This window comes from Xenorhabdus miraniensis (assembly GCF_002632615.1).
This window is the reverse complement of the sequence record NZ_NITZ01000011.1, coordinates 60,211-85,087: the sequence shown is the minus strand read 5'-3', so window position 1 is coordinate 85,087 and position 24,877 is coordinate 60,211. Positions and strand designations below refer to the sequence as shown.

9 protein-coding genes are annotated in these 24,877 nt (G+C 41.6%); all 9 read left to right on the top strand.

Translation table 11 applies throughout. The annotated features are described in order from the left end of the window. Positions 1-137 precede the first annotated feature (137 nt). The 9 genes from Xmir_RS11900 (at position 138) to Xmir_RS11865 (ending at position 24,730) form a co-directional block, all read left to right on the top strand. A complete protein-coding gene (locus Xmir_RS11900; RefSeq protein ID WP_099114461.1) occupies positions 138-455 on the top strand; it encodes a hypothetical protein in 318 nt (105 codons plus the stop codon). Between the two features lie 323 nt (positions 456-778). Next, positions 779-5,398, top strand: a complete 4,620-nt coding sequence (locus tag Xmir_RS28865; protein ID WP_244170922.1) for an AMP-binding protein — start codon at positions 779-781, stop codon at positions 5,396-5,398. After that, entirely contained in the window at positions 5,395-8,736 is a 3,342-nt protein-coding gene (locus tag Xmir_RS28860; protein WP_244170921.1) for an AMP-binding protein, read from the top strand. The genes Xmir_RS28865 and Xmir_RS28860 overlap by 4 nt, the downstream gene beginning before the upstream one ends. A gap of 394 nt (positions 8,737-9,130) precedes the next feature. Then, positions 9,131-10,003 (top strand): 3-hydroxyacyl-CoA dehydrogenase family protein, encoded by an 873-nt coding sequence (locus tag Xmir_RS11890; RefSeq protein ID WP_099114460.1) that lies wholly within the window; start codon positions 9,131-9,133, stop codon positions 10,001-10,003. A gap of 2 nt (positions 10,004-10,005) precedes the next feature. Next, entirely contained in the window at positions 10,006-11,064 is a 1,059-nt protein-coding gene (locus tag Xmir_RS11885; RefSeq protein ID WP_099114459.1) for an HAD-IIIC family phosphatase, read from the top strand. 12 nt (positions 11,065-11,076) lie between these two features. Next, positions 11,077-11,334: an acyl carrier protein gene (locus Xmir_RS11880; protein WP_099114458.1), complete on the top strand. Its 258-nt coding sequence runs from the start codon at positions 11,077-11,079 to the stop codon at positions 11,332-11,334. Positions 11,335-11,341: 7 nt separating this feature from the next. Next, on the top strand, positions 11,342-12,493 hold the full coding sequence (locus tag Xmir_RS11875) for an acyl-CoA dehydrogenase family protein (RefSeq protein WP_099114457.1): 1,152 nt from the start codon (positions 11,342-11,344) through the stop codon (positions 12,491-12,493). Between the two features lie 208 nt (positions 12,494-12,701). Further along, a complete protein-coding gene (locus Xmir_RS11870; RefSeq protein WP_099114456.1) occupies positions 12,702-22,973 on the top strand; it encodes a type I polyketide synthase in 10,272 nt (3,423 codons plus the stop codon). Positions 22,974-23,236: 263 nt separating this feature from the next. Further along, positions 23,237-24,730 (top strand): serine hydrolase domain-containing protein, encoded by a 1,494-nt coding sequence (locus Xmir_RS11865; RefSeq protein ID WP_244170920.1) that lies wholly within the window; start codon positions 23,237-23,239, stop codon positions 24,728-24,730. The last annotated feature ends 147 nt before the right edge of the window (positions 24,731-24,877 follow it).

The window sequence follows — 24,877 nt, the reverse complement described above, 5'->3', positions numbered from 1 at the left end:
AAACAGGACAAAATAAGATAATAATAAATCGTATTCTATACCCAATGAATTTCAAGATGCAGCTTTATCGGCTGCATCTTGAAAACAATGGGTATATAAGCATAATGGCCGCTATCAACTTGAGGAGTCTTATAGAAATGTTTATCCGTAAGTATGGTTTTATGAGTAGCAGAAGTGCTGTTTATCCTTTTTTGTTTATTAAAAATTATATTGTATCAAAAATAATTCATCTTATTTCATATGATTCAATTTATCATAATGACATTTTAGTGAAGGGTATTATCTTTAATTTTGTACCGCGTTATTCTTCATCTTTTATGCTCTTCAATTTTAAACCTGGATCATTGTTAGCTGCTTTAACTCACACCAATCTCACTGTTATCGGTGTTCCTGAGGGTTCTTATCCTCTCTGTTGTGATGTAACTCAAAATTTATTAGGAATAGTCCCCACTTAATTTCAATCGAACAATACTGTCAATAATAATGATATTACAAATAACCACAGATGCTATTGGTCATTCTTTAGCACCATAGTGAAAAACTGACAGAAAATTATTTCTCCGGTTGAATGATAAATTTTGTATTTTTGTATGTCATTTTTTGAGGTTCTGAATATTCGTGTCATGGCTTGCAAAAATATGGCGCTGAATGTTGTTGAATCGTTATTGGGACTCTTTGCGATTATTAAAATTAAGCTCCTGAAAACTTGATAGTAGATAGGAAAAATTGCATCAAGTATAGGCAGAATTTGCTCTTCACCAAAACGAGTATTTAAACCATGAATAAGCTGATTTTTGAGCTGTCTCGGTCACAGCAAGCTGTTTTCAAAATGGAAGCGTTTCATTTGACTGGCTACCCGTTTTATTTGAGTGTTGCAGTACGTTTAAACGGGGATATCTCTCTGGACAGGCTGACTCAGGCCGCTGAAACGACCCAGAATTCAATGGATATATTTCATATTGGATTCGTTAAAGACCATGCGGAAACAGATCACTTGGCAACACAGTGGCATGGCATCCGGCAGCTCACTCCTCACGCGGAAGTCATACAAGTAGATTTTAGCGGTTATCCAGACCCTAAACGGGCTTTCGAAAGTTGGGCAGAGCGCCAGACGTTGATAGAAGAAGATTTATCACTGACACCGGTGCGCGTTTTTGCCGTGCGTTTTCAGCCGGAACAGACAGGATGGTTTATTAAGGCGCATCATGCGGCTACAGATGGTGAGGGATTGTCAGTACTGATAGAACACTTGATGAGTGCGCTGGAAGAAGAAGAGCCGGATACGGAATATCTCCTATTTTCGGTTAACGCGGAGGGTGAGCGGAATTATGAAAACTCCCGGCGTATGCAGAGAGATGAAGCGTATTGGCGGAGTATTTTCAGTGACAGTACCGGTAACGAAACGGAATCAGCTAATGCCGGCAAAATAGCCAGCCGTTATCCGATTGGTGACTATCGCAGGCTAACGCCTCGATCCCGGCGTGTACGTTACGAACTGAGTGAAGCTGAAAACGATATGCTGCGCCAGTTTAAAAATCGTGGCGGCTCCATTTTCAGGCTATTTTTCGCGGCGGTCGCTTATACACAAATGGTTATTGAAGATGGTAATGGCGCTTTATTGCAGGCACCGATGCTTAACCGCTGGAGTAATGAAGAGAAACGCTCTGCCGCTATGGCAGTGGCGCCGGTTTTGATCCCCGTATCTCGCGAAGCGGGGGAGACGGTGACAGATTGTTACCATATGCTTAAGCAGCGCTTGCAAAAAGCGGTTGCTCACTCACGTTATGCGCCAGGCGCCCGATGGAATGAATTTGCATCACAAGATTGGAAACGGATCATTCCCGCTTTCGGGGTTTCCTATCAAACTGGCATTTTCCGGAAAACTGTCTTAGGTGCTGATGTATCAATTGATCATATGCAGGCAGTAGAAGCACTGTTTGCGACCATTCATATCCATGACCGCTTTGAAGGCGGGAACTTCAAATTTGAAGGGGATTTCCGCAAGATCTGGTCATTAGATCAATGTCACATGTTTCTGAAAACAGTCACTGATTATGCAATGGAAGCTGCCTGCGAAATTTTGGCACAACAACAAGAAGTCACGCAGACACCATTAAATGAAAAAGAGCAAGAAACCCACTCTTGGAAAGAACCTCTGACAAAGCCGATCGGCGTTCATTTATACCATGCGTTTGAACGTTATGCTGATAATCTGTTATTCAGGCAGGGTGCTGATGCCGTGACTTACCGTCAGGGATTGCAATGGATTAGCCAGTTCAGGGAACAGTTGCGTGCCATACGAAATGGGCATGATGAGCACAATCCGGTATTTATTCTGGGAAGACGTACGCCTGAGACGGTACTCGCTTATCTGGCTTGCCTGATTGAAAATGTGACGGTAGTGCCCGTTTGCCCGACCATGCCTTTAGCCAGATTATCGACTATTGCCCGTAATTCGGGGGCATCTCTCTGCATTTATACGGGAACCGACCATCAACTTGCAGAAATGTTAGGCTTGCGTTTGTTACGTGTTTCCCTGGATAAGGCCGGGCTTGATGTTGCATTGAATCCAGTAACATGGACAGAACAGACACACGCTCACCCTGCTTATATTCTCTATACCTCAGGATCGACCGGAGAACCTAAAGGCGTGGTGATTTCCCCGATGGCGCTGGCAGATTATGCCTTGGCGGCTAAGGCGGCTTACGCTGCGCAAACGCCATTTAATGCACCTTTATTTACCTCTTTTGGTTTTGATTTAACACAGACTGCCATTCTGGTTCCGGTTTTATCGGGCGGATTTATCCAACCTCATGAACAAGACATCCGTGATAACCCTGAATTGCTGCAAACGTTGCTGGCTGATGAGTCATTGACGGGCGTTAAATGCACGCCATCCCATCTCTCATTGCTGATTGAACACAGCCCGAAAAGACGTCATCCGCTGACTTTTATTGTGGGTGGAGAAAATTTGTCCTCTTCTCTGGTGCAGAAAGCACTCGATTATTTTCCTGCGGGGAGCAAAGTAATCAATGAATATGGGCCGACAGAAACAACAGTTGGATGCTGTATCTGCTCAGTGAGTAGGGGAGAAAGCTCTCTTGACGGTAGTGACAAGATAAACACTGCGGTTATGCCTATCGGTACGGCGTTGGGTAAAGCAGAAATATCGATAAAAGATTCTTGGGGACAAAATATGCCCCGTGGATTCAGGGGTGAAATCAGTATCAGTGGTCCGGTGCTAGCCACGGGATATCTCAACGACCGTATCCAGACGCAGGAAAAATTTGTGTGCGGGGCTGATGGATTAAGCCGCTGGTATCGTACTGGTGATTTAGGGTTACAGGACGAGCAAGGAATATTTCATTGCCTTGGGCGTATTGACGATGAATTTAAGATCCGTGGCTACCGGATTCACCCGGCAGAAATAGAGAAAGCGGTGGAAAGTGTACTGACGAGTGTCGGGGAGAACGCTAACTATAGTTGGGAGTTGAAGGCACTGAAATTGGTGGTTGATGAAGCCAATGGGTATGAAACAGTCGCTTTGTGCAGCAGTCAGGCCATACCGCATGATAACCCGGAATTTCAACGTAGTCTGAAAACGAAAGTTCCTGATGCTTGGCTGCCAACGCTGTACTGTACCGTACAACCCTGGCCGATTAATGCTAATGGTAAAGTTGATATGGCGGCGCTGACCGCCGCAGCTCAGGCTACGTTGATGGCGAATGGTTCTTCCCTGCCCGGTTCAGCCAATGCACAACGGCAGAATGGATCGGGAACCTATCAACTGCCGGTCTGGTTAAATGCAGAGTTTCTGAAACCAATCTGGCCACAAAACGTCGATCTTACCATCTCATTTCTGGAACAGGGAGGAGACTCGATCAAAGCGATCAGGCTCGTCGCATTGTTAGCCAGAGAAGGGGTTCGGATTGGGGCAAGTGAACTGTTAACGTTGAATTCCTTAGGCTCTGTTCTTGAAAAAGCCTGCGCAGCGGCGTTGGAAAATGGAGTCACTGATTCGGTTATATCAGAAGAGCTTGAAGCAAGCTGGATTAAGCACTTGCCCAGTATCGGCTGGTTCCGGCAACAATGTTTTAAACATGGCAATCGGTTGCAACAAGGCATGGTGCTTGAGTTGAAATCTTCGCTCTCGGCTGAAGAAATAAACGCGGCTGTCGCAATGGTTAAAGCAAGGCATAAAATTTTTGCTTTGAGAGCAAATCAAGATTTGAGTGAGTTTTACTTCGCATCTCCAGAACCGGCGGTATATGACTGCGGTACAGTGACCGAAGACGAGATTCTGGCACCGGGTGAACACCTTGAAAACAGGTTGAATAAATTGCAAGGCAGGGTTTGTCTGGAGAAACAACCTAGCGTGCATTCGGTCGTATTTGATCCGGTTTCACACAAAAATTATCTGATTTGGGTTTGTCATCACCTTATTTGCGATGTGCATTCATGGATTTTCTTATTGGATGAGTTGGAGCAAGCCATCAATGGTGCTTCATTCCAACATGCGAATGCCGAGGGAACGACCCACGAGCAAGGCGCATTCCTTTGGGGTAAATGGTTGGCAGAACACGCTCCTGAGGTGGACTATGTGCCTTATGACGATACCTGCCATCACCCTTCGGTGACTCCGGTTACTTTGGCGCTGTCAATTTGCGGTCATGATTTGCGATTGATGGAGCAACGCTTTAAGGCTGAGCGTTCACAATTGATCGCTGCTGCTTTGATGGAGGTTATGCAGGATAACGAAATATTGCCTTCGCAGCCTGTCATCCTGTTTGAAAACCACGGGCGTTTATTCTCTGAAGCAGGCATTCCCACAATCTGGAATGCAGAAATGGCGAATGCGGTAGGTTGGTTTACCGGCTTTAATCAGTTGACTCTTAACGTTTCGTCAGAGCACCTATGTCAACTTTCTCAGGCTGCTTTTTTACGAATATTAAAGTCGGGTTTCTATGAAGATAAGCAGAGCTGGAAAGCACAATTGGGGCTGAATAATCCGGGAAAACGGCCACACATGTGCATCAACGACATTGGCTTGGGATTAGAAGGGCGCGGAACATGGGGTTATTTCGATCTGGTTCAGTCCTTGTCGGGAGGTTTCCGGCATCCTGACGAAAAGAGTGTGGCCGACTTTGACATACTTATTCGTGATTGTCGTGAGTCTGGCTCTGTTTTAGTTGAATTGAGGCTAGGTATTCCCAACGCTAATGGTGATGATGCGCAGCATTACTTGGCACAATTAAACGAAAAGCTATTACCGGGTGAAAAGCTATTACTGGGCGAAAATCAGCTAATAAACGAAAAGCCATTCATACCTGCCGATTTTCCTCTTTGTCAACTCTCACAATCGGAGCTTGATCTCATTATTAAGGGAGCCTCAGCATGAGAACCGCTATCGATTCAGCGAACACAGGATTCAACGATAATTATATTGAAGAACTGCTACAAGTGACGCCTCAAGCGAATGGGTTACTGTTTCACGCATTAAAAGATGGAAACAGCGCTTATCACATTGGTGTGGCATTCAGCTTGAAGGTGGATGCCGATAAAGAAACCCTCCTTGAAGTATGGCAGCAGATACAGCAGTCACAGCCCGCTCTCAGGTCGGTTTTTGTCTGGGAAGGTATTCGCATTCCCCATCAGGTTATTTATTCTTTGCCCCGAATTCCGTTCGAATATGTCCGTGTTGATTCGACGGCTCCAGTCCCGTCAATTAAACAGCGTTGCCTTGATTGGCTGGCACATTCTAAAGCCACGCCTTTTGCGTTGAACAAAGAAGTATTTCGCCTTGTTGGCTTCCACGATATTAAGGCGGGAACGGTGAGCCTGGCCTTCTCTTTTCACCATATTCTGATGGATGGCTGGAGTAGTTCACTGTTGATTTCCCTCTGGTTGCAGGGACTGCGTCAACAAAAAATGATTCCTCTGGATGCACGTATCTATTCACAGCAACTCTGGCAGGGATTAAGTCAGGAAGCGCTGATGTCCAGTCGCAAATATTGGCAAGAGGTGTTTCAACATTTGCCCGGTGGAGAGTCTTCTGCAACAACCAGACTCTTGGCTGAACCCCTGTTCCGGGCTATTGGTCACGATACGGCTGAGAAAGCAATCAATGAAAAAATCGTCATAAATAGCTTATGGAGCGAAGAACGTAAAGCGGCTATAGAATCACTTTGCCGCCGCGTGGGGGTAACGTCGGCCAGTTTTATTTATCTATGCTGGGCATTGACGCTGGCTAAATTCACCTTCCAGAAAACCATTACGTTGGGTTGTACATTTTCCGGCAGGGGCGGAGCTTTGACGCAAGACATTGACCGTCAGCCCTTAGGCCTGTTTATCAATACCGTACCGCTTATCCTTACGCTGGAAGGTAAGTGGAATGTAGAAGCGGCTTTGCGTTCTGTTTTTCAAGCGCTACAACAGGCGCAACAATATGAAAAAACGCCGCCTTTATTGATCCGCGAGGAAGCGGGAATACGTGAAGAACTCTATGACTCTATTGTGGTTTTTGATAACTATCCCATTGATGCCACATTGAAAGAGGCCAGTTGTGGTGCCTTCGTGACGGATTTATACAGTGAAGAAACGACGCATTTCGGTTTGACATTAACCGTTTCTGGTGTGGAACAATGGTTAGTCGAACTCAGTGCCGGAGAGGTTTTCACGGGGGCATCTGATGCAGTAAAAATGGCGTTTAATGGGTTTGAATCGTTGGTGGAAGATCTGATTCATCACACCACAGATACCTTGATTGAAGATCTCATCTTAAAACTTAATAGAGAAAGAGCAGAAGAAGTCTCTTTGCGCATTGGGGAGATCAACGAACAGACGCCGGATATCAATTCATTGCTGACACGTATTTACCAGCGTCTTAGCGAATCTCCTCAAGGAATCAGCCTGATCCATGGACAAAATAACATCAACAATCGTGAGTTATTGAAAGGAGTGAGTCGCGTACAAGAACAGCTACGGTTATCGGGTTTTATTCCGGGAGACAGAGTTGCTGTCCATCTTGAAAAAGGATTGTTATCGACTCAGGCAATACTCGCAATATTATTCAGCGGTGGCAGTTACTTCTATGTCAATCCGAAAGATCCACTGCAACGTAAAAAGATCCTGTTAACATTGGCAGATTGCAGCATTGTTTTATGTGACGCTTCCTTTAATAAAGAACTTGGCGCAGGGAGCGGGCGTTATTTGCTGCTGGATATTGAGGAAAAGATTTTACAGCCATCTACGGCGGAGCCAACGCTATGGACTAACCGACGGCCTGAAGATGAATTTTACTTTATATTCACGTCGGGAACGACAGGCACACCGAAGGGAATTGCGATCCGTAATGAATCGGTCGCAAACCTGCTGGACTGGTTTATTAAAGAGACGGTGCTGACAGCTGCTGACAGAGTGCTTGGGCTGACCGATCTGAATTTCGACCCCAGCGTAGAAGATTTATTGGGTAGTTTTGTTGTTGGCGCCACGCTGATCTATCCATCGCCGAATGTGTTACTGGAGAGACAGACGTTCATTGGGCTATTGCAGTCTGAATCTATCACCTTAATCAATTTTATTCCCGGCGCCATTGCGCAGCTTATTCAGGACGCGCCATTCTTGCCTGCCATGAGATTGTGGATATTCGGGGGTGAAGAATTACCTAAACGTCTTCGGGATGATTTGTTGCAGCAAGGATATGCCGTTAGCAACCATTATGGTCCCAGTGAGACGACAGTGGATTGTCTCAACGCGAAACAAACTCTTACTACGGACGTTGCCATCGGTTGGCCAATTCAAAATGTTATTGCCTACTGCGCTGATATATTTGGCAAACCCTTGCCTGCCGGTGTTCGTGGTGAGCTTTGGGTGGGAGGCAAGGCGGTTGCCCGTGGTTACACGACTAACCCCGTTGAGACGGCGAAGTATTTTGTTAAATCTAAGTATTTGGATCAATACAGTAAACATCCTTTTTATCGCACTGGCGACATGGTTACTTTTTCCAATGAATCAGGTTTTCGCTATCTGGGGCGGATTGATGATCAGGTGAAGGTGAACGGTATTCGCATTGAACCGAGCGAATTGGAGCGTGTTGTTGAGACATTAGATACGGTTAAAGCCAGTTGCTTACTGCCCGCAATAGAATCGAAAGGAAAGCGCCAGTGGCATCTTTTTGTTGATAGCCATGAACCTCCTGCGATATTGGAGCCTCGGATACGAGAGCATATCCGGCGTAATTTCCCGGAATCGTGGTTACCTTCACTTATTGTGGTTGTCGATGGGTTTGAACGTACCATTACCGGCAAGATCAATCGCCGGAGCTTACAGGAGTATGCTGCGCAACAACTGCAAACAAAACCGGTGGAAAATCATGTGCCATCGGCAGATCCGGTGGTAGCTAAAGTGCAGGTGGTTTGGAAAGCGGTGCTGGAAAGCCAGATGATTGATACAAACATTAATTTCTTTGATGCTGGTGGTAATTCGATAAAGATAATTGCACTCCAATCCCAGTTGCAACAAGCGTTCAATCAGGAGATCCGTGTCACTGTCTTATTTGAGCATCCGACGATTGCCTCTTTCTCAAACTGGATTAAACAGAGCCAGTTGTCACCTGAGCAGGTGAACTTAGACAAACAATCATCCCAGGAGCATATGTTGTCGTCATTCCAATTCGGTAAGAGCAGATTAGCGGACAGGCGACGCAAAGCAAAAGGCAGTACAGGAGAGCCTGTTTAATGAATGACGATGTATTTTATGTGCTCATAATAAATATTAATTATCAAATGGGAAATAATGATAGCTATTTGTGGCTTTAATGTTTCTTTTATTTCTTATTAATTGATAAGGTATATTGCACATGTATTTCTAGTGTTAATTTTTCGAAATTAACATAAGGATTACTTTGTGATAAATAAATTACTGCCTAAGTCAACTCTATTTTTTAAATCAAATAGAGTTGATTGTGTTGTCAAAATTTTTTGTAGAAAAATATGAATTTTACATTGGTTTTAAGGCCGTGACTTAAGGGCGGTAGCGTATCTAAATAACACTTATGAAATCGGGTGTTATATATTTTGTTTTTATCTTTTCCGACAAGCTGATTTTCAATTATAAAAAGTGGGGGTAATCGTTGAAAATATCAATTATTGGTGCCGGTGTCATGGGATTAGACACAGCAATAACATGTGCTGCATATGGACATAATATATTACTTATAGATATATCCTCAGAGGTTCTGGTAAATCTTGCTTCGCGAATTTCAAGTGAATTCCGTTTATATCGGATGCTTAAACCTGAATTTAAATCTCTGGATATATCAGAATTGAAAGCACGGATTCAATTTACGTCATCTTATGAAGAGATTGAAGATTGTGACTGGGTAATTGAAAATGTCAACGAAGAGTGGGCGATTAAACAAGATGTTTATAAAAAAATAGCGCCATACATTAAGCCTGAAACTTATGTTGCTGCAAACACAAGCTGTATATCCATCACAAAAATTGCAGCAGCGTTACCTTTTCCTCAAAAAGTACTTGGCCTCCACTTTATGAATCCCGTGCCTATAAAGAAATGTGTCGAAGTGATTAAAGGTTTCCATACTTCCGAACAAACATTGACTGAGGCAAAAAAATTCTTACAGAGTATTGAGAAAAATCCTGTGGTTGTAGAAGACTTTCCCGGATTTGTTTCCAATCGGCTTTCTCACTTATTCATGAACGAAGCGGCATTTCTCGTACAGGATAATCTCGCCAGCCCACAAGATATTGATCGCATCTTCAAAGAAGGTTACGGACATGCTATGGGGCCATTAGAAACCGCAGACCTGATTGGGCTGGATACAGTCGTTAACTCTTTGCAGGTTCTCTATGAAAGTTATCAGGACCCGAAATACCGTTGCTGTCCTCTGCTAAGGAAAATGGTTGAGGCGGGAAATCTTGGTAGAAAAAGTGGTAAAGGCTTTTTTAATTATAAAAATAGTAATTATAAAAACGCAGGATATTAATGATGGGTGACTTCGCAAATAAACCAGTAAGCAGTGATATACCGGTAAAATGTATCATCTGGGATTTAGATAATACTCTATGGGATGGGGTTCTTTCTGAAGGGGATGATCTTAAGTTAAAGCCCGGAATAGAAAAAATCATCGACCAATTTGATCAAATGGGTATTTTACAGTCAATAGCAAGCAGGAATGAAGCGTCTGATGCTTTGGACATGCTGAGTAAGTTTAATTTAAGACACTATTTTATTTATCCTCAAATTCATTGGGGTGCTAAATCTTCCTCGATTGAAAACATTCAGAGAAGCTTAAATATCTCAGCGGATACATTTATTTTTGTTGATGATCAGATCTTAGAAAGGGATGAAGTTAACGCTAAATTCCCGGAAGTCACTTGTATTGATGCGTTGGAATATCAATCAATACTTCATTTGCCGCGAATTGCCAACATGGAAATATCGGATGATGCAAAACTAAGAAGGCAGCGTTATCAAGAAGATATTCTGCGTAAAGAAGAGGAAGATGAATTTATTGGTACATCAGAAGAATTCCTCAGCCAACTCAATATGAAGTTTTATATCGCCAAAGCCAAACAAGAAGATCTCCTGCGGGCTGAGGAACTGACGCAACGGACTAATCAGCTTAACTCAACAGGCATAACTTACAGTAGAGAAAAATTAAATGAATTAATTCACTCAGATGATTATGGCGTATTTGTTTTTGAATTAGTGGATAAATATGGTTCTTACGGGAAGATAGGTCTGGCATTAGTACACTATAAAGAAGAGACTGATTATATTAAATTATTGTTAATGTCCTGTAGAACGCTTTCCCGTGGAGTGGGAAGCATAGCATTGACCTATATTATGCAGCAGGCAAAAGCAAAAGGGCATAAATTGTATGCTGAATTCAGACGTACACCTCGTAATCGGCAAATGTTTGTGACTTACCAATTCTCAGGGTTTAAAGAAATAGAAAAACTCGCTGATGAGACGATGCTCTTTGAAAATGCGTTAGAGCAAGTACCTGACTTCCCTTACTATGTTGATGTCATTATAAATTAATAGGATATGATAATGAAAAATCTGGACGCAATTGCCAAAGAAATTCGTGAATTTATTGAAAATAATATCTCTGTATTTGATGATGATGTTGAGTTGTTGGACGATACCAATATATTTACAAGTGGTTTGGTTAATTCACTTTTTGCCATGCGTTTACTTTGTTTCATCGAAGAGAAATGTTCTATAACCGTACCGGATGAATATATAGAACGTGAAAATTTTGTTTCAATCAATTCAATGCTGAACTTAATTAATAAAATAAGAGAGTAAAATTTATATGATAGGACATGAAATTCATTCTTTGGTGGAAGCTGCAAAGAAATTTTCAGATAACGTATTAAGACCTGCCGCAACATTAATTGATAAGCAGGGTAAAGTGCCCGGTGAAATTATCACTGAGATGGGAGCACAAGGATTTTTAGGCGCGATGTTACCCAAAGAATATGGCGGGCAAGGTATGGACCCTCTTTCTTATGGTTATTTGACTGAGGAAATCGGTAAAGGATGTAATTCAACACGCGCTCTATTAACTGTTCACACAAGCTTAGTGGGTGAAACGATTGCAAAACTAGGAAACCAATCGCAAAAAGAAAAATATTTACCGCCAATGGCGAAAGGTGAAAAAATCGCATGTTTTGCCTTATCAGAACCGGAAGCTGGCTCTGATGCTAATGCCATCAGAACAAAGTATGAAGTCACAGAAGACGGGTTCAGAATTAACGGCAACAAAAAATGGATTACTTATTCAGGGATTGCGGATTTATTCCTTGTATTTGCCCGTTGCGAAGAAAAAGTGAGTGCATTCATTGTCGAGTTTGGGGTGAAAGGGTTAACGAGAAAACCAATGCCGGACCTGATGGCAAGCCGTGGTGCTTATTTATCAGAACTTTATTTTGATAATGTAGAAATACCAAAAGAGAGTTTAGTCGGGCGTGAAGGAGAAGGGTTTAGCTTTGTCGCTAATACAGCCCTCTATTTTGGCCGCTACAGTATCGCTTGGGCGGGTGTTGCTATTGCCCATGCCGCGTTGGAAGAGATGGTGACTTATGCGCGTAAGAGGAAACAATTTGGTCAAAAAATCGCACAGCATCAACTCATTCAAGGCATCATTGCTGATTCAGCTACGGCATTTTATGCCGCAAAAGCGACTTGTGAAAAGATTGGCTATTTAAGGAATCAGGGTGATCACAATGCCATTATGGAAACAAATATAGCGAAATATAATAGTTCGGCAGTCGCTATGTTGGTTGCCAATAACGCCGTTCAGGTTCTCGGAGGAAATGGGTTATCCAGCCGATATCCGGCAGAAAGGTTATATCGTGAAGCCAAAGTTCTGGAAATTATTGAAGGAACTAATCAAATTCAACAAATGATAATCTCGCAACATGCCTTGCGTAGTTTTTATAGAAAAGACTCGGTTATTGAGTGATACCTATAAGAGTACGAATCTATCAGCAAATCCCGAAAATTAAAAATTAGATACATAAACTAATCCGGGGAAATCTGAATACTGAAATTCGTAATGAATTTGATGACTTGAACCAATATGTCATTTTATTCTTTATAGAAATGATTAATTATTTAAATTGAAGAAGCCAACTTTTTTCATTAACAAATGATTATAATAAAGGTTAATTATGGTAAATAATCTTACTGGTCTTGAAGTTGCCATAGTTGGAATGGCAGGTCAGTTCCCTGGTGCAGATAACGTACATGATTTTTGGGAAATGCTCCGTGATGGAAAAGAAGGTATTAGCAGATTCACGCAAGAAATATTAGAAAATAATGGTGTATCGGCTGAAGAATATTTACATGAAAATTATGTTCCTGCCAAAGGTATAATCAACAATCCATACCATTTTGCCGCTGATTATTTTGCAATTAATTACTCAGATGCAGAAAAAATGGACCCGCAAACGCGTTTGATGATTGAAACCTGCTGGCAGGCGCTTAACCATGCTGGTATTGATGCCAAACATTATCCGGGAGAAATTGGTGTTTACGCAGGAGCAGGTAATCAGTGGTCATGGTTTAAAACATTAAATACGGCATTCAGTTCTGCGGCGGAACAGTTCCATGTCGCCACATTAAATGACTCGGCATTTTGCTCCCGTATTTCCTATTTACTGAATTTACGCGGCCCGTCAGTCACGATACAAACAGCATGTTCAACTTCATTAGTTGCCGTGCATACAGCGTGTCAGGCTCTGCAAGCCGGAGAATGTGAGGTTGCTTTAGCAGGGGGCGTCAGCGTAACGCATCCACATCAATCCGGCTATATGTATCAGGAAGGAATGATAAATAGCGCAGACGGCAAAACACGGGTATTTGATGAACACGCGGGTGGTACGGTATTCAGTAATGGCGTTGGTGTTGTTGTATTAAAAAGATTGAGTGATGCGATAGAAAATAACGATAGAATTTATGCCGTTATCAAAGGCAGTGCAATTAATAATGATGGCAGTGACAAAATAAGTTTTACTGCCCCTAGTACTCTGGGGCAGCAAAATGTTATTCAGGCTGCCTTAGATGTCGCAGAAGTTGATCCTGACAGCATTAGTTATATAGAGACACACGGGACAGGAACTTTACTGGGAGATCCGATTGAAATTGCCGCCCTGAAAGCCGTTTTTAACGGGTCACAATCTTGTGCTATAGGTTCCGTCAAATCAAATGTGGGGCATTGTGATACCGCCGCAGGGATAATATCACTGATAAAACTCACATTATGTGTCTATTTTAAAACGTTAGTGCCATCCATTAATTTTGAGAAAGCAAATAAAAAATTAGAATTAGAAAAAACACCTTTTCATGTTAACACGCAAACAAAAAACTGGCTCAGTAAAACGGATGAACTCATCACTGCGGGCGTCAGTGCCTTTGGCGTTGGTGGAACCAATGCGCATCTTGTTCTCCAGGAATTTTGGGAGCAAATGGAACCCATTTCGACAGAACACTTAAATTATAAAGAACTTCCAAATCGAATTGAGTTTAAGCCTTTAATAAAACCAGATACTCCCCACCATCTGACCGATGAGCAGGAAGAGAGTGTCATTTTTGCAGAAAAAATCGACATTAAATCTCTGACTAAAAATATACTGGATATTTTTAAAATCTATTTTTCAAATAAGAAAATTTCGCAAGAGGATAATTTCTTTGATATCGGTGCCAGCTCTTTAGATATTGTTCAGCTACACGAAAAGATCAATAACCATTACGCAATAAAATTATCAGTTAATGATTTTTATCGCTATACAACCTGCCAGAAACTTTCCGAAAAAATACACAGCTTAATCAGTGAAGCTCCCCCTAAGATCATAAATAAGTCGAAAAAGGCAGCAAGAGGAAAAGCATCAGGCAGCGAAAAAGGAGTATTTAATGATTATCCGGCACATGCCATTGCCGTCGTTGGCATGAGCGGCCGATTCCCCGGAAGCCATAACATACAGGAATATTGGAAAAATATACTGTCTGGCAAAGAGGGTATTTCTTTCTTTACGGATGATGAACTGATCGATGCAGGATTTCCTGAACACATTTTCAAGAATAAGCATTATATCAGGGCAAAAGGCATTATTGAGCATTCACTGGATTTTGATAAAGATGCTTTTGGCTATACAGCACGTGAATCACAATATATGGACCCACAATTCCGTTTGCTGCATGAAATAACGTGGCAAGTGCTGGATGATGCGGGATATGGTAACCCAAAATATCGCCCTGTCACGGGTCTGTTCGCCTCTTCCGGCTCTAATTACGCATGGTTGGATTTGGTAAAAGATGAAGTACAAGACACCACAGAACAATTTGGTATTGGGTTGTTAAATGACCGGGAATTTCTCACAACCAGAATCGCTTACAAATTGAATCTTACCGGGCCGGCCGTGACTGTTCAGAGCGCGTGTTCCAGCTCTGCGTTAGCCATAACGCTTGCGTGTCAGAGCCTGCGGGTCAATCAGTGTGATTTGGCACTGGCCGGAGGTGTTTCCGTCACCGTGCCGATAAAAAGCGGTTACATGTATGTCAACGGAATGGTGAATAGCGCAGATGGTCATTGCCGCCCATTTTCTGAAGATGCCAGTGGTACTGTTTTCAGCGATGGCATTGGCATGATTGCTTTAAAAAGGCTGGAAGATGCAATTAAAAATAATGATCATATTTATGGCGTTATCGTTGGTTATGGTGTTAACAATGATGGCCATGAAAAAGCAGGCTTTACCGCCCCGAATGCAAATGGGCAGTCTGCCTGTATCAAGCAATCTTTAGAAATGGCGGGTCTCTCTGCCAATGATGTTGAATATCTGGAAGCACATGGAACGGCAACACTGGTTGGAGATGAAGTTGAATTAGAAGGCATCAAAGAAGCTTTAAACGTCACAAGCGACAATCCCAAAACGTGTCATATTGGCAGCGTTAAATCGAACATTGGTCACACCGATAGCGCGGCAGGTGTTGCAGGGGTTATTAAGGCACTGCTGGTGTTGAAAAATAAGAAGATCCCACCCACTTGCCATACTGAAACAGCACATCATTTATCGTTAGAAGGTACACGGTTCCGTTTGATCAATACCGCCACTGATTGGGAGGATAACAGTAACATCAGGACCGCAGGTGTCAGTTCATTTGGCATTGGCGGAACCAATGTGCATATGACCGTCCAATCAATCTCAGATCAAGCCGGTCACGAGCGGGATCGTGCAGAACTCATCACACTTTCAAGCAAAAGCAGAGAAGGGGTGATTAAAACGGCAGAAGCCCTGAGCCGGTTTTTGAGTGCAGATGTTCATAGAAAGGCGCTTTCTGATATTGCTTATACACTCCAAGTTGGAAGAGGAGAATATGAATATCGCACCTCGTTTGTTGCAGGAAATACAGAGGAACTTAACGCCGCATTATCTGGTGTTACAGAGACAAACAAGATCGCGGAAATTTCCTCTGATCACATACCGGGTATTGTATTGATGTTCCCCGGTCAGGGTGCTCAATATATCAATATGGCAAGGGATTTATATAATGAGCTGAGTATTTTCAGAATGCAGCTTGATGAGTGTCATGAATATCTGTTAGCGCATTTTGGAATAAATTTACTCGCATTACTTTATGATGAGAAAAGTCAGGAGAGTGCAGAAAAACTCCGTAATACTCAATTTACCCAGCCGATTATTTTTGCCGTATCTTATTCTCTTGCCAAGACCTTGGAGGCACTGGGAATAGAAACTAATGCAATGATTGGCCATAGCATTGGTGAATACGTTGCCGCAGCAATGGCAGGCGTCATGACATTGGATGAGGCCCTGAAACTCGTTGCTGTCAGGGGCCTTATCATGCAGGAATGTGAGCCCGGAGCGATGCTGAGTGTTTCAGCGGGCAGAGAGGATATTGAGCCTTATTTGACAGATAAAGTCACGTTGGCAACGGTAAACTCATCAAGTGCCTGTGTTATCGCGGGGCCGCAGGTTGAAGTTGAGAAAGTTCAGCAGAATTTGATGGCACAAAATTACCGTACCCGATTACTGGAAACTTCTCACGCCTTTCATACCGCAATGATGAAGCCTGCTGTAGAGAAATTTAAACAGGCTTTGAGGGAGATAAAGTGGAAAAAGCCCAATAAAGCCTACATATCAAATGTAACGGGCCAATGGATCACGGCAGAACAAGCAAATTCTGTCGATTATTGGGTTTCACACTTGTGTCAGACAGTCGAATTTCATCAAGGTATTCTGACTTGTTTGGAACAGCCTGAGCTGAATACCTTTATTGAAGTCGGGCCGGGCAGAACATTGTCTACGTTTGTTAAACAGATTGTTGCGACGAATCCAGATATCTCTGTTATTAATGTGATGCGTCATCCATTAGAAGAGGAAAACGACAGAGTTTATTTATTAAAATTACTTGGGCAACTCTGGATGAAAGGCCAATCTGTCAATTGGCCGGTTATTTACCAAGATCTGAATCCAAAACGAGTGAGTTTACCCGGTTATCAATTTATTTCAGAAGATATGAAGCTTGGAAGCTCCGGCACCAGTTTGAGTTATTCAGAAAAAGTATCTGAAATTCGAATCCCCAAAAATAACATCTCAGAATGGCTCTATGGTGAAGTATGGCAGGATGCTCTCTTACCCAATAAATCGAGCCAATCTGATGTGAAAATGGCGCTCTGTTTTGTGCCGGATATCGAGTGGTGCGAACCTCTTTGTCGTCATATGAATATTGACGAAAAAGCAGTAAGGTTTGTGTTATCAGGTGATAATTATACCACTGCGAACAATGTCATTACATTATCAGCAGGGGAAGCCAGCCATTTCGAAAGGCTGTTTAATGAATTAAAAGAGAATCAATTACAACCTGATTCGATAATATTTGCCTGGCCTTTATCGGGAAGCCAGGAAGTAAAAAACACATGGTTTTCTGCCATTACCCTGATTCAGGCATGGACAACAGTCGGAAATATGTGTGATTTCCGTTTGTTGCTGGTTAATACAGAACAACCTGAATCCAATATGCTCAATGGCTTAGTAAAAGTCATTACGCAAGAAGTCAGCAAATGTTATCCCAGATTAGTACAAATCAACCCGACAGAATCGATTGAAAAAACCTGTGAGATATTAACTGAAGAATTATTAGCAACTGATGAGCGCTTTATTGTTCGCCGGACAAAAGAGGGTTGTTCAAAACAAACCTATGAGCGGCTTGCAGTAAATCCATTAAAAGAGCACTCGCTCCTTAAACCGCAGGGTATATACCTTATTACCGGAGGATTGGGGGATTTAGGGCTTTTATTTGCAGAATATCTCCTGAAAGAATATCAGGCGACCGTGATACTTTCTGGACGAAGGGAATTACCTGATCAGCACGAATGGAAACAAGCCATTAAATCGCACTCGCCATCCTTCGAAGTATTGCAGCGGCTCGATAAACTTTCCGATCTTGGTACAGGAAACTTAGCTTATTATGCTGCCAATGTCGCTGATAAGTCTGCAATGCAACGTTTATTAGCGACGATCGCTGAACAATATGGAGAATTAAATGGCATCATCTGTGCGGCGGGTGTCACGGAAGGAAACTCATTCCAGGGCATTAATAGGATAACGCTGGACGCCTGTTTACCACAATTAGAAACCAAAGTTGAGGCTTATAAAATTCTGGCAGAATTAACAGAAAATCAGCCGCTGGATTTTTGCCTGCTTTGTTCTTCAATTGCCGCGATACTGGGCGGATTGAGTTTTTCTGCATATAGTTCTGTCAGTGCGTTTGCTGATTCTTTTGCGCAACAACAAAACAAGAAAGGTAAGCCCTGGATTAGTGTTAACTGGGATGGATGGGTTTTCGAACGTAATGATGCGGGTGATGCGCTAGGCTCCTCATTGAGTCAGCTTTTAATCGAGCCTGATGAAGGGATTAAAATTTTAGAGCGTGTTTTACAATCACCATTAAGAGGACAACTTATTGTTTCCACCGGTGATTTAGATAAACGCTTTACACAATGGGTTGGTACTCATTTAAAAACGTTCGATATTAATAAAGTCAATAAATCCCAACGAAAAACAATTTCCAAAGCCCAAATCGTAGAAACTATCCTTTCGGTGTGGAAAGACTTTTTAAAAGTAGCCCATATTAACCGTGAAGATAATTTCTTTGAATTAGGTGCTAACTCATTGGATCTGGTTCAAGTCAATAAAAGATTAACTGATGCACTCAATATCGATATTTCCGTTGTTGATATGTTTAGTTATCCCACTTCTGATCTATTAGCTGACCATATAACCAATCAGTTTGGAACAGTCAGCACCGATAACGTTCAGGATGAAAGCGTTGAAGATAGCTATGACAGTTCTTATCCAACTGAAAGCAGGGTTAAATCGGAAGCGATATTTGATAAACATATTGCGATTATCGGCGTAGCCGGAAAATTCCCGGGGGCTGAGGATATTCACGAATTTTGGGATAACTTATGCTACGGAAAAGAATCAATCAGCACAATGAGTAAGGAAGAGCTCATTGAAGAAGGCATTGATTCAGCATTATTAGACAATCCGAATTATATTCGTGCCAAAGGTATTATGCCTCATTCGGGTGAGTTTGATGCTGAATTCTTTGGCTATACCCCTTACGAAGCGCGTCAAATGGATCCGCAAGTACGGGCGATGCACACTTGCAGTTGGCAGGCATTGCAGGATGCGGGAATATCGACAAAAAACAATAAGCTAAAAATCGGCTTATATGCGGCTGCATCAGGGAATTTACAATGGCTAGCGCAGGCAATGGCAACGGCGGAAGGCAGTGCTGGTCAATATAGCGCTATGGTGGTTGCAGACAAAGATTATATGTCGACGAGCGTGTCATATAAATTAAACTTGTCCGGGCCAAGTATGGTTATTTCAACGGCCTGCTCTTCATCGCTTGTTGCCGTTAGTGAAGCCGTTAAATCACTGCGTGCAGGAGAATGTGATGTCGCTCTGGCAGGCGGTGTTTCAATTACCTTGCCCATCAAAGCGGGCTATTTATTTGAAGAGGGTATGATTTACTCTAAGGATGGAAAATGCCGGCCATTTGATATTCAAGCAAACGGGACGGTATTTAGTGATGGCGTTGGTATGGTGGTTCTGAAACCACTAAAACAAGCAATAGCAGACAAGGATAATATTTATGCGACTATTATCGGCAGTGCCATTAACAATGATGGGGGCATGAAAGTCGGTTACACGGCGCCAAGCACAAAAGGTCAGATTGATGTTATTCAGGCTGCATTACGAGATGCAAATGTATCATCAGAAAGTATCAACTTTATAGAAACACATGGTACGGGAACGAATTTGGGTGATCCCATTGAGTTCAATGCGCTGAAACAGGCTTTTTCAACGGATAAAAAGAACTATTGCAGAATTGGCAGTGTGAAATCAAATATAGGACACCTGAATTTTGCTTCTGGAATTACGGGGCTGATTAAAGCTGCATTATCCATCAAATATAGGGTGTTGCCACCCACGATAAATTTCGCCCGTCCCAATAAAGAAATGGATATTACGAACAGTCCATTTATTATCAATAACCAATATACGGAATTACGTGATAGTAAAAATCCAATCAGGGCAGGCGTCAGTTCTTTTGGTCTGGGTGGAACGAATGTGCATATTGTACTGGAAGAGTTTCAGGTTGATCAGAGCAAATCGTCCAGACAAAACATCAATAATCGATTGCCATTAATCTTGTCAGCACCGGATGAGAAATCATTGCAATCCTATAAAAAACAGTTAAAGCAGGTAGTTCAGAGCGATAACCAACAACTGAATGTGAGTGATGTCGCTTATAGTCTGATGTTAAGGGAGCCAATGGCATCACAATTTGTTGCGACAGTAAACAATCGTGATGAATTGATTCAGGCGCTGTCTTCAACAGAAAAAGATAATATTAATCTGTCACTTGGTATTAAGAGAAAAGTGGTATTTTTGTTCCCTGGTCAAGGTGTTCAATATAGGGCTATGGGGCAAGATCTTTACAACAACAATGTGTTATTTAAGCAATGGTGTGATAAAGGATTTTTAATAGCGAATAATTATTGCACAACTGACTTGAAAGCACTGCTTATTAATGGCTCTCAGGATGAACATGTTTACGAAACGGAATTTGTCCAACCATTGCTGTTTATTATCGAATATGCGCTGGCACAAGTTCTGAAATCTTATGGTATTACCCCCGATGTAATGATAGGCCATAGTTTGGGGGAATACGTGGCAGCGACATTGGCCGGAGTATTCTCATACGAAGATGCGGTTAGAATTATCTGTATTCGCGGTCAATGTATGCAGTCGACAGCAGCGGCGGCAATGCTTGCTGTAATGTCTTCATCAGAGAAAGTGAAAGAAATATTAACTGAGGATATTGAAATTGCTTTGGACAATAGTAGTGAGCTTTGTGTTGTCGCGGGATCTGATGATGGAATAACTCAATTCGAAGAAATTTGTCGCGGGTTATTAATTAAAACGAAACGTCTGGAAATTAAAAGAGCGTTCCATACCTGTTATATGGATCCTGTTCTGGACAAATATAGTCAGGCTCTCAGAGAAATCACACTTAATAAGCCTCAAATTGATTTTATATCGAATGTAACGGGTACGTGGATTGATAATAACAAAGTCATAGCAAGTGACTATTGGGTTAATCATATTCGCCAACCTGTACGCTTTAAACAATCTATTACGACGGCCTTAGAAAATGAAAATTGCCTGTTTATAGAAGTCGGGCCAGGAAATGGGCTTTCTACTTTCGTTCAGAATCACTCAGATTATGGCGTAAATCATGCTTGTATCTCGTGGCAAAGCCATAAAACCAGAGACATGAGTCACCATAATGAGCTGATAGAAAAATTAGCCCTGATCGCCTTACAGGGTATTGATGTGAATTGGCAGCAGGAGATCAATGTTCAGCAACCTGAATTGATTCATCTTCCCCCAACACCGATACGCGGAAAAGCATACCCGACAGATATAAAAAGGTTGCAGGCATTATTTTCCGGCAATTCCCCTCATGTTGTTGAAAAAGAGCAAAGAAAAGAAGAACACGCTAAAGTGACCAACACAATCAGAGCGGCCAACACAAATATCAACTTGCTGGTACAGGAACGGGATAGCGTTATCACCGAGTTAGGTTCTATTTGGAAACGCATTCTTGGTATTGATAGCATTGAAAACAGTGATGACTTTATTTCTCTGGGCGGGAGTTCTCTCTCCGCAGTGCAAGTGGTTGCAAAAGCGAAGGCAATCAATTTACCGATTAACATGAATATGTTGTTGTCGGGCCAGACTCTGGCTGAGATAAGCCAGATATTAAATAATGACCTCAAGATTGAATATAAGGGTTGGAAATTCAATGAGAATTTTTCACCTGAATTATATCCAACATATGCCAGTTGCTTATATTCAGCAGTCAGAGAAAAACTGAAACATGAACACCATCTAAACTGCGATGATGCCATTATGCAGGTTTCAGATGGCAGCCACTTAATTGGCATTGTATTACAACAGGCTGAAAATAAGGTTAAATTATCTAATCAGGAGGTTAACTTTGGTAATATGCTTGGCTGGCCTGCATTAGAAGAAAATTATGCCTTCTCTTATGCTAAGAAATTCTTCGAAGATTACGAATCCTATCAGAGCTACTGTGAAAAAGAGTTATCGCTTGGAAATGTCGTCATTGTAACCGGAAGTGACTACTATCTGCCTTTTTCACCTTCATACGGTTTATCAGAGGCGGAGTATATAACCAGGCCGCTATTCCAGGATATCGTGCTGGAAGATGAGACAATCCCGCATGTTTTTGTGCTGGTTGGAAAGACCGACTCAGGGTATCAAATATATGATGGAAGCTTCCAATACTTTGGGGAGATCAGCACACAGGAATTTGAGAAGACGGTTGTTGGGTTTAGAGGTTTAGATTTTATGGCGTCACATGAAGTCTTCAATAAATCCCGGCCTTATTTAGTCATTACCGTAAATTGCACTGGTGATTTTCCTGATAGCCGTGGACAGAAGGAACTCATTTTAAATAATCTGATTAATGATTTTAGAAGAAAAGAAGAGATAAAATATAATGAAAATGAGTTTACTTGTTATATAGGTCTGGCCGCGATAGAAAAAATTATTGAAACCCCGGAGCTATTAACGAACAGTACGGCTAAGGATTTGGAGGAAATATTTACACGTTGGAATAATCAAATTAATTCATTAAGGCGGTTTTTAATTCTCGTAAAACCAGAGCATGCCGAACAATTCGAAAGTTCATTCTCTTTTATTAATGGAAAAATGAACGAGTTGATTGCGTCGTGTCAGGATAATGACCATGACAAGAATAGGTTAAATGACTTGAATCTCATAAAATCGGAATTGGATTCCGTCATTGATATTCTCGGTTAATAAAGTGGCTTAATAAATCCTTCACCTTTCAGCTTGTTTTTTAGTGAAGGGCATCATTCCAGTCATATAGTCAGCTATGTGACTGGAAGTAAAGACACAATGTAACCCGGAATGTATTGGATATCGTTAAATTCAAGAACCATGATTTAGAGCCTGCTGGGAGGCTCTTATCGTCGTGACGGATTAAATTTTACAAAATAAAATATCAGGGGCATTATTGGATGAAAATCAGATTGCTTGTTATTTTTTTTAGCATCATATTCATGACCGCTTCTTTTGCCAAAAGTGAACCAACCAACCATATTGAACCAAACAATCATATTGGACAAAACAGCCATATTGAACCAAACAACCATACTGAATTAAAAAAGCAACTTATTGATTATATGGAAGTGGGTAAGATACCCGGTTTGTCACTGGTCATTATTGATAAGCACAACAAAACCCACCTAATAACTTTAGGCAAACAGAACGAAAATCAAGATGGAGACATTAAGCAGGAAACAGTATTTGAATTGGGATCGACGAGTAAAGCTTTTACTGGGTTAATCGCGGCACAACTCATTGAAGAAGGAAAAATAAAACAAGAAACCACCGTTTCTTCTGTCCTGCCTTCGCTCTCATTTTATACTGATAATCAGCCGATAGAGGTCAGCTTTATACAATTGCTGAATCATTCATCGGGGATTCCATTTTCAAGTGTTGATTTTATTTATGGTGGTAACAGCAGCGATTCTCTGGAGAATATGATTAATCGTATTGAACGGATAGATCTTCAGAACAGCCCCGGAACGCTTTATTCCTATGCAACGATTAATTATGATATTGCAGCCAGAATGATGGAAGTGGTAACACAGCAACCCTATTCTGAGCTATTAAAGAAATATGTGTTAACTCCGCTGAAAATGAATGATACCTCAGTTGATGTTATGGTTAATCATAAGGCAACCGGATATCAGATAAGCTATCTTGCTCCTAGACCATACGATGCACCATTCTTCATTTCTAATGTTCCTGCCGGATATATTCAGACAAACGCAATTGATATGGCGAAGTGGCTACGTTTTCTTCTTAAGGATAACGATTCACCATTAAGCAAATATAAAAAGCGTATGTTTGAGCCCAATACGCAATTATCGACGAATGAGGGTGAAGATGTTCATTATGCGCTAGGATGGTCTATAAATAACGATAAGATATATCATACCGGAATGAACCCGAATTTCTCCAGTTTTATTGGAATGAATACTCAATCTAACGTCGCAGTTGCTGTTATGGCGAATGTTAACAGTAATGTCACATTCACTATTGGTGAACAAATCTTAAAACAACTGTCATCGGGAGATGGGACAATAAACCTGACCTCTGCCAATGATGTTGAACTGTTTGATACATTTGATAGAGTATTTATAGCCTTAGGTGTTTTACTTTTCCTGTCTTTGCTAATAATAATATTCAGAATTTATCGTAATAGTATAACTAAAAAGAGCAGGCACTTGTCCGGGGCAAAGAAAGTCATCGTGATAATCTCAATCTTAGCCTGTTTGGGTTTGACGCTGTTAAGTTTCGTTTTCCCCTCAGTTTTATTAAATATGTCTTGGAATTCATTGATTATCTGGATGCCAATGAGTTTTATACTAATGTCGACATTGTTGATTTTGACTTTAATCATGAGCCTGATTCATTTACTCATCATATTTTTTCGCCATATATCCTATGCTAAAAACCAAAATAAACAGGAGCATGTTAATGACTAATTTGTAATGGGTTTATTTTGCGTTCCTTAGCGGGTGAATTATACCGTGATAAACGTATTTTGACAGATTATTTCAATAATGCCTTTATCTCCAATAAAATATAGAGCCGGAGATCAGGTTGTTTAAATTATCTATATAAAATTAGGT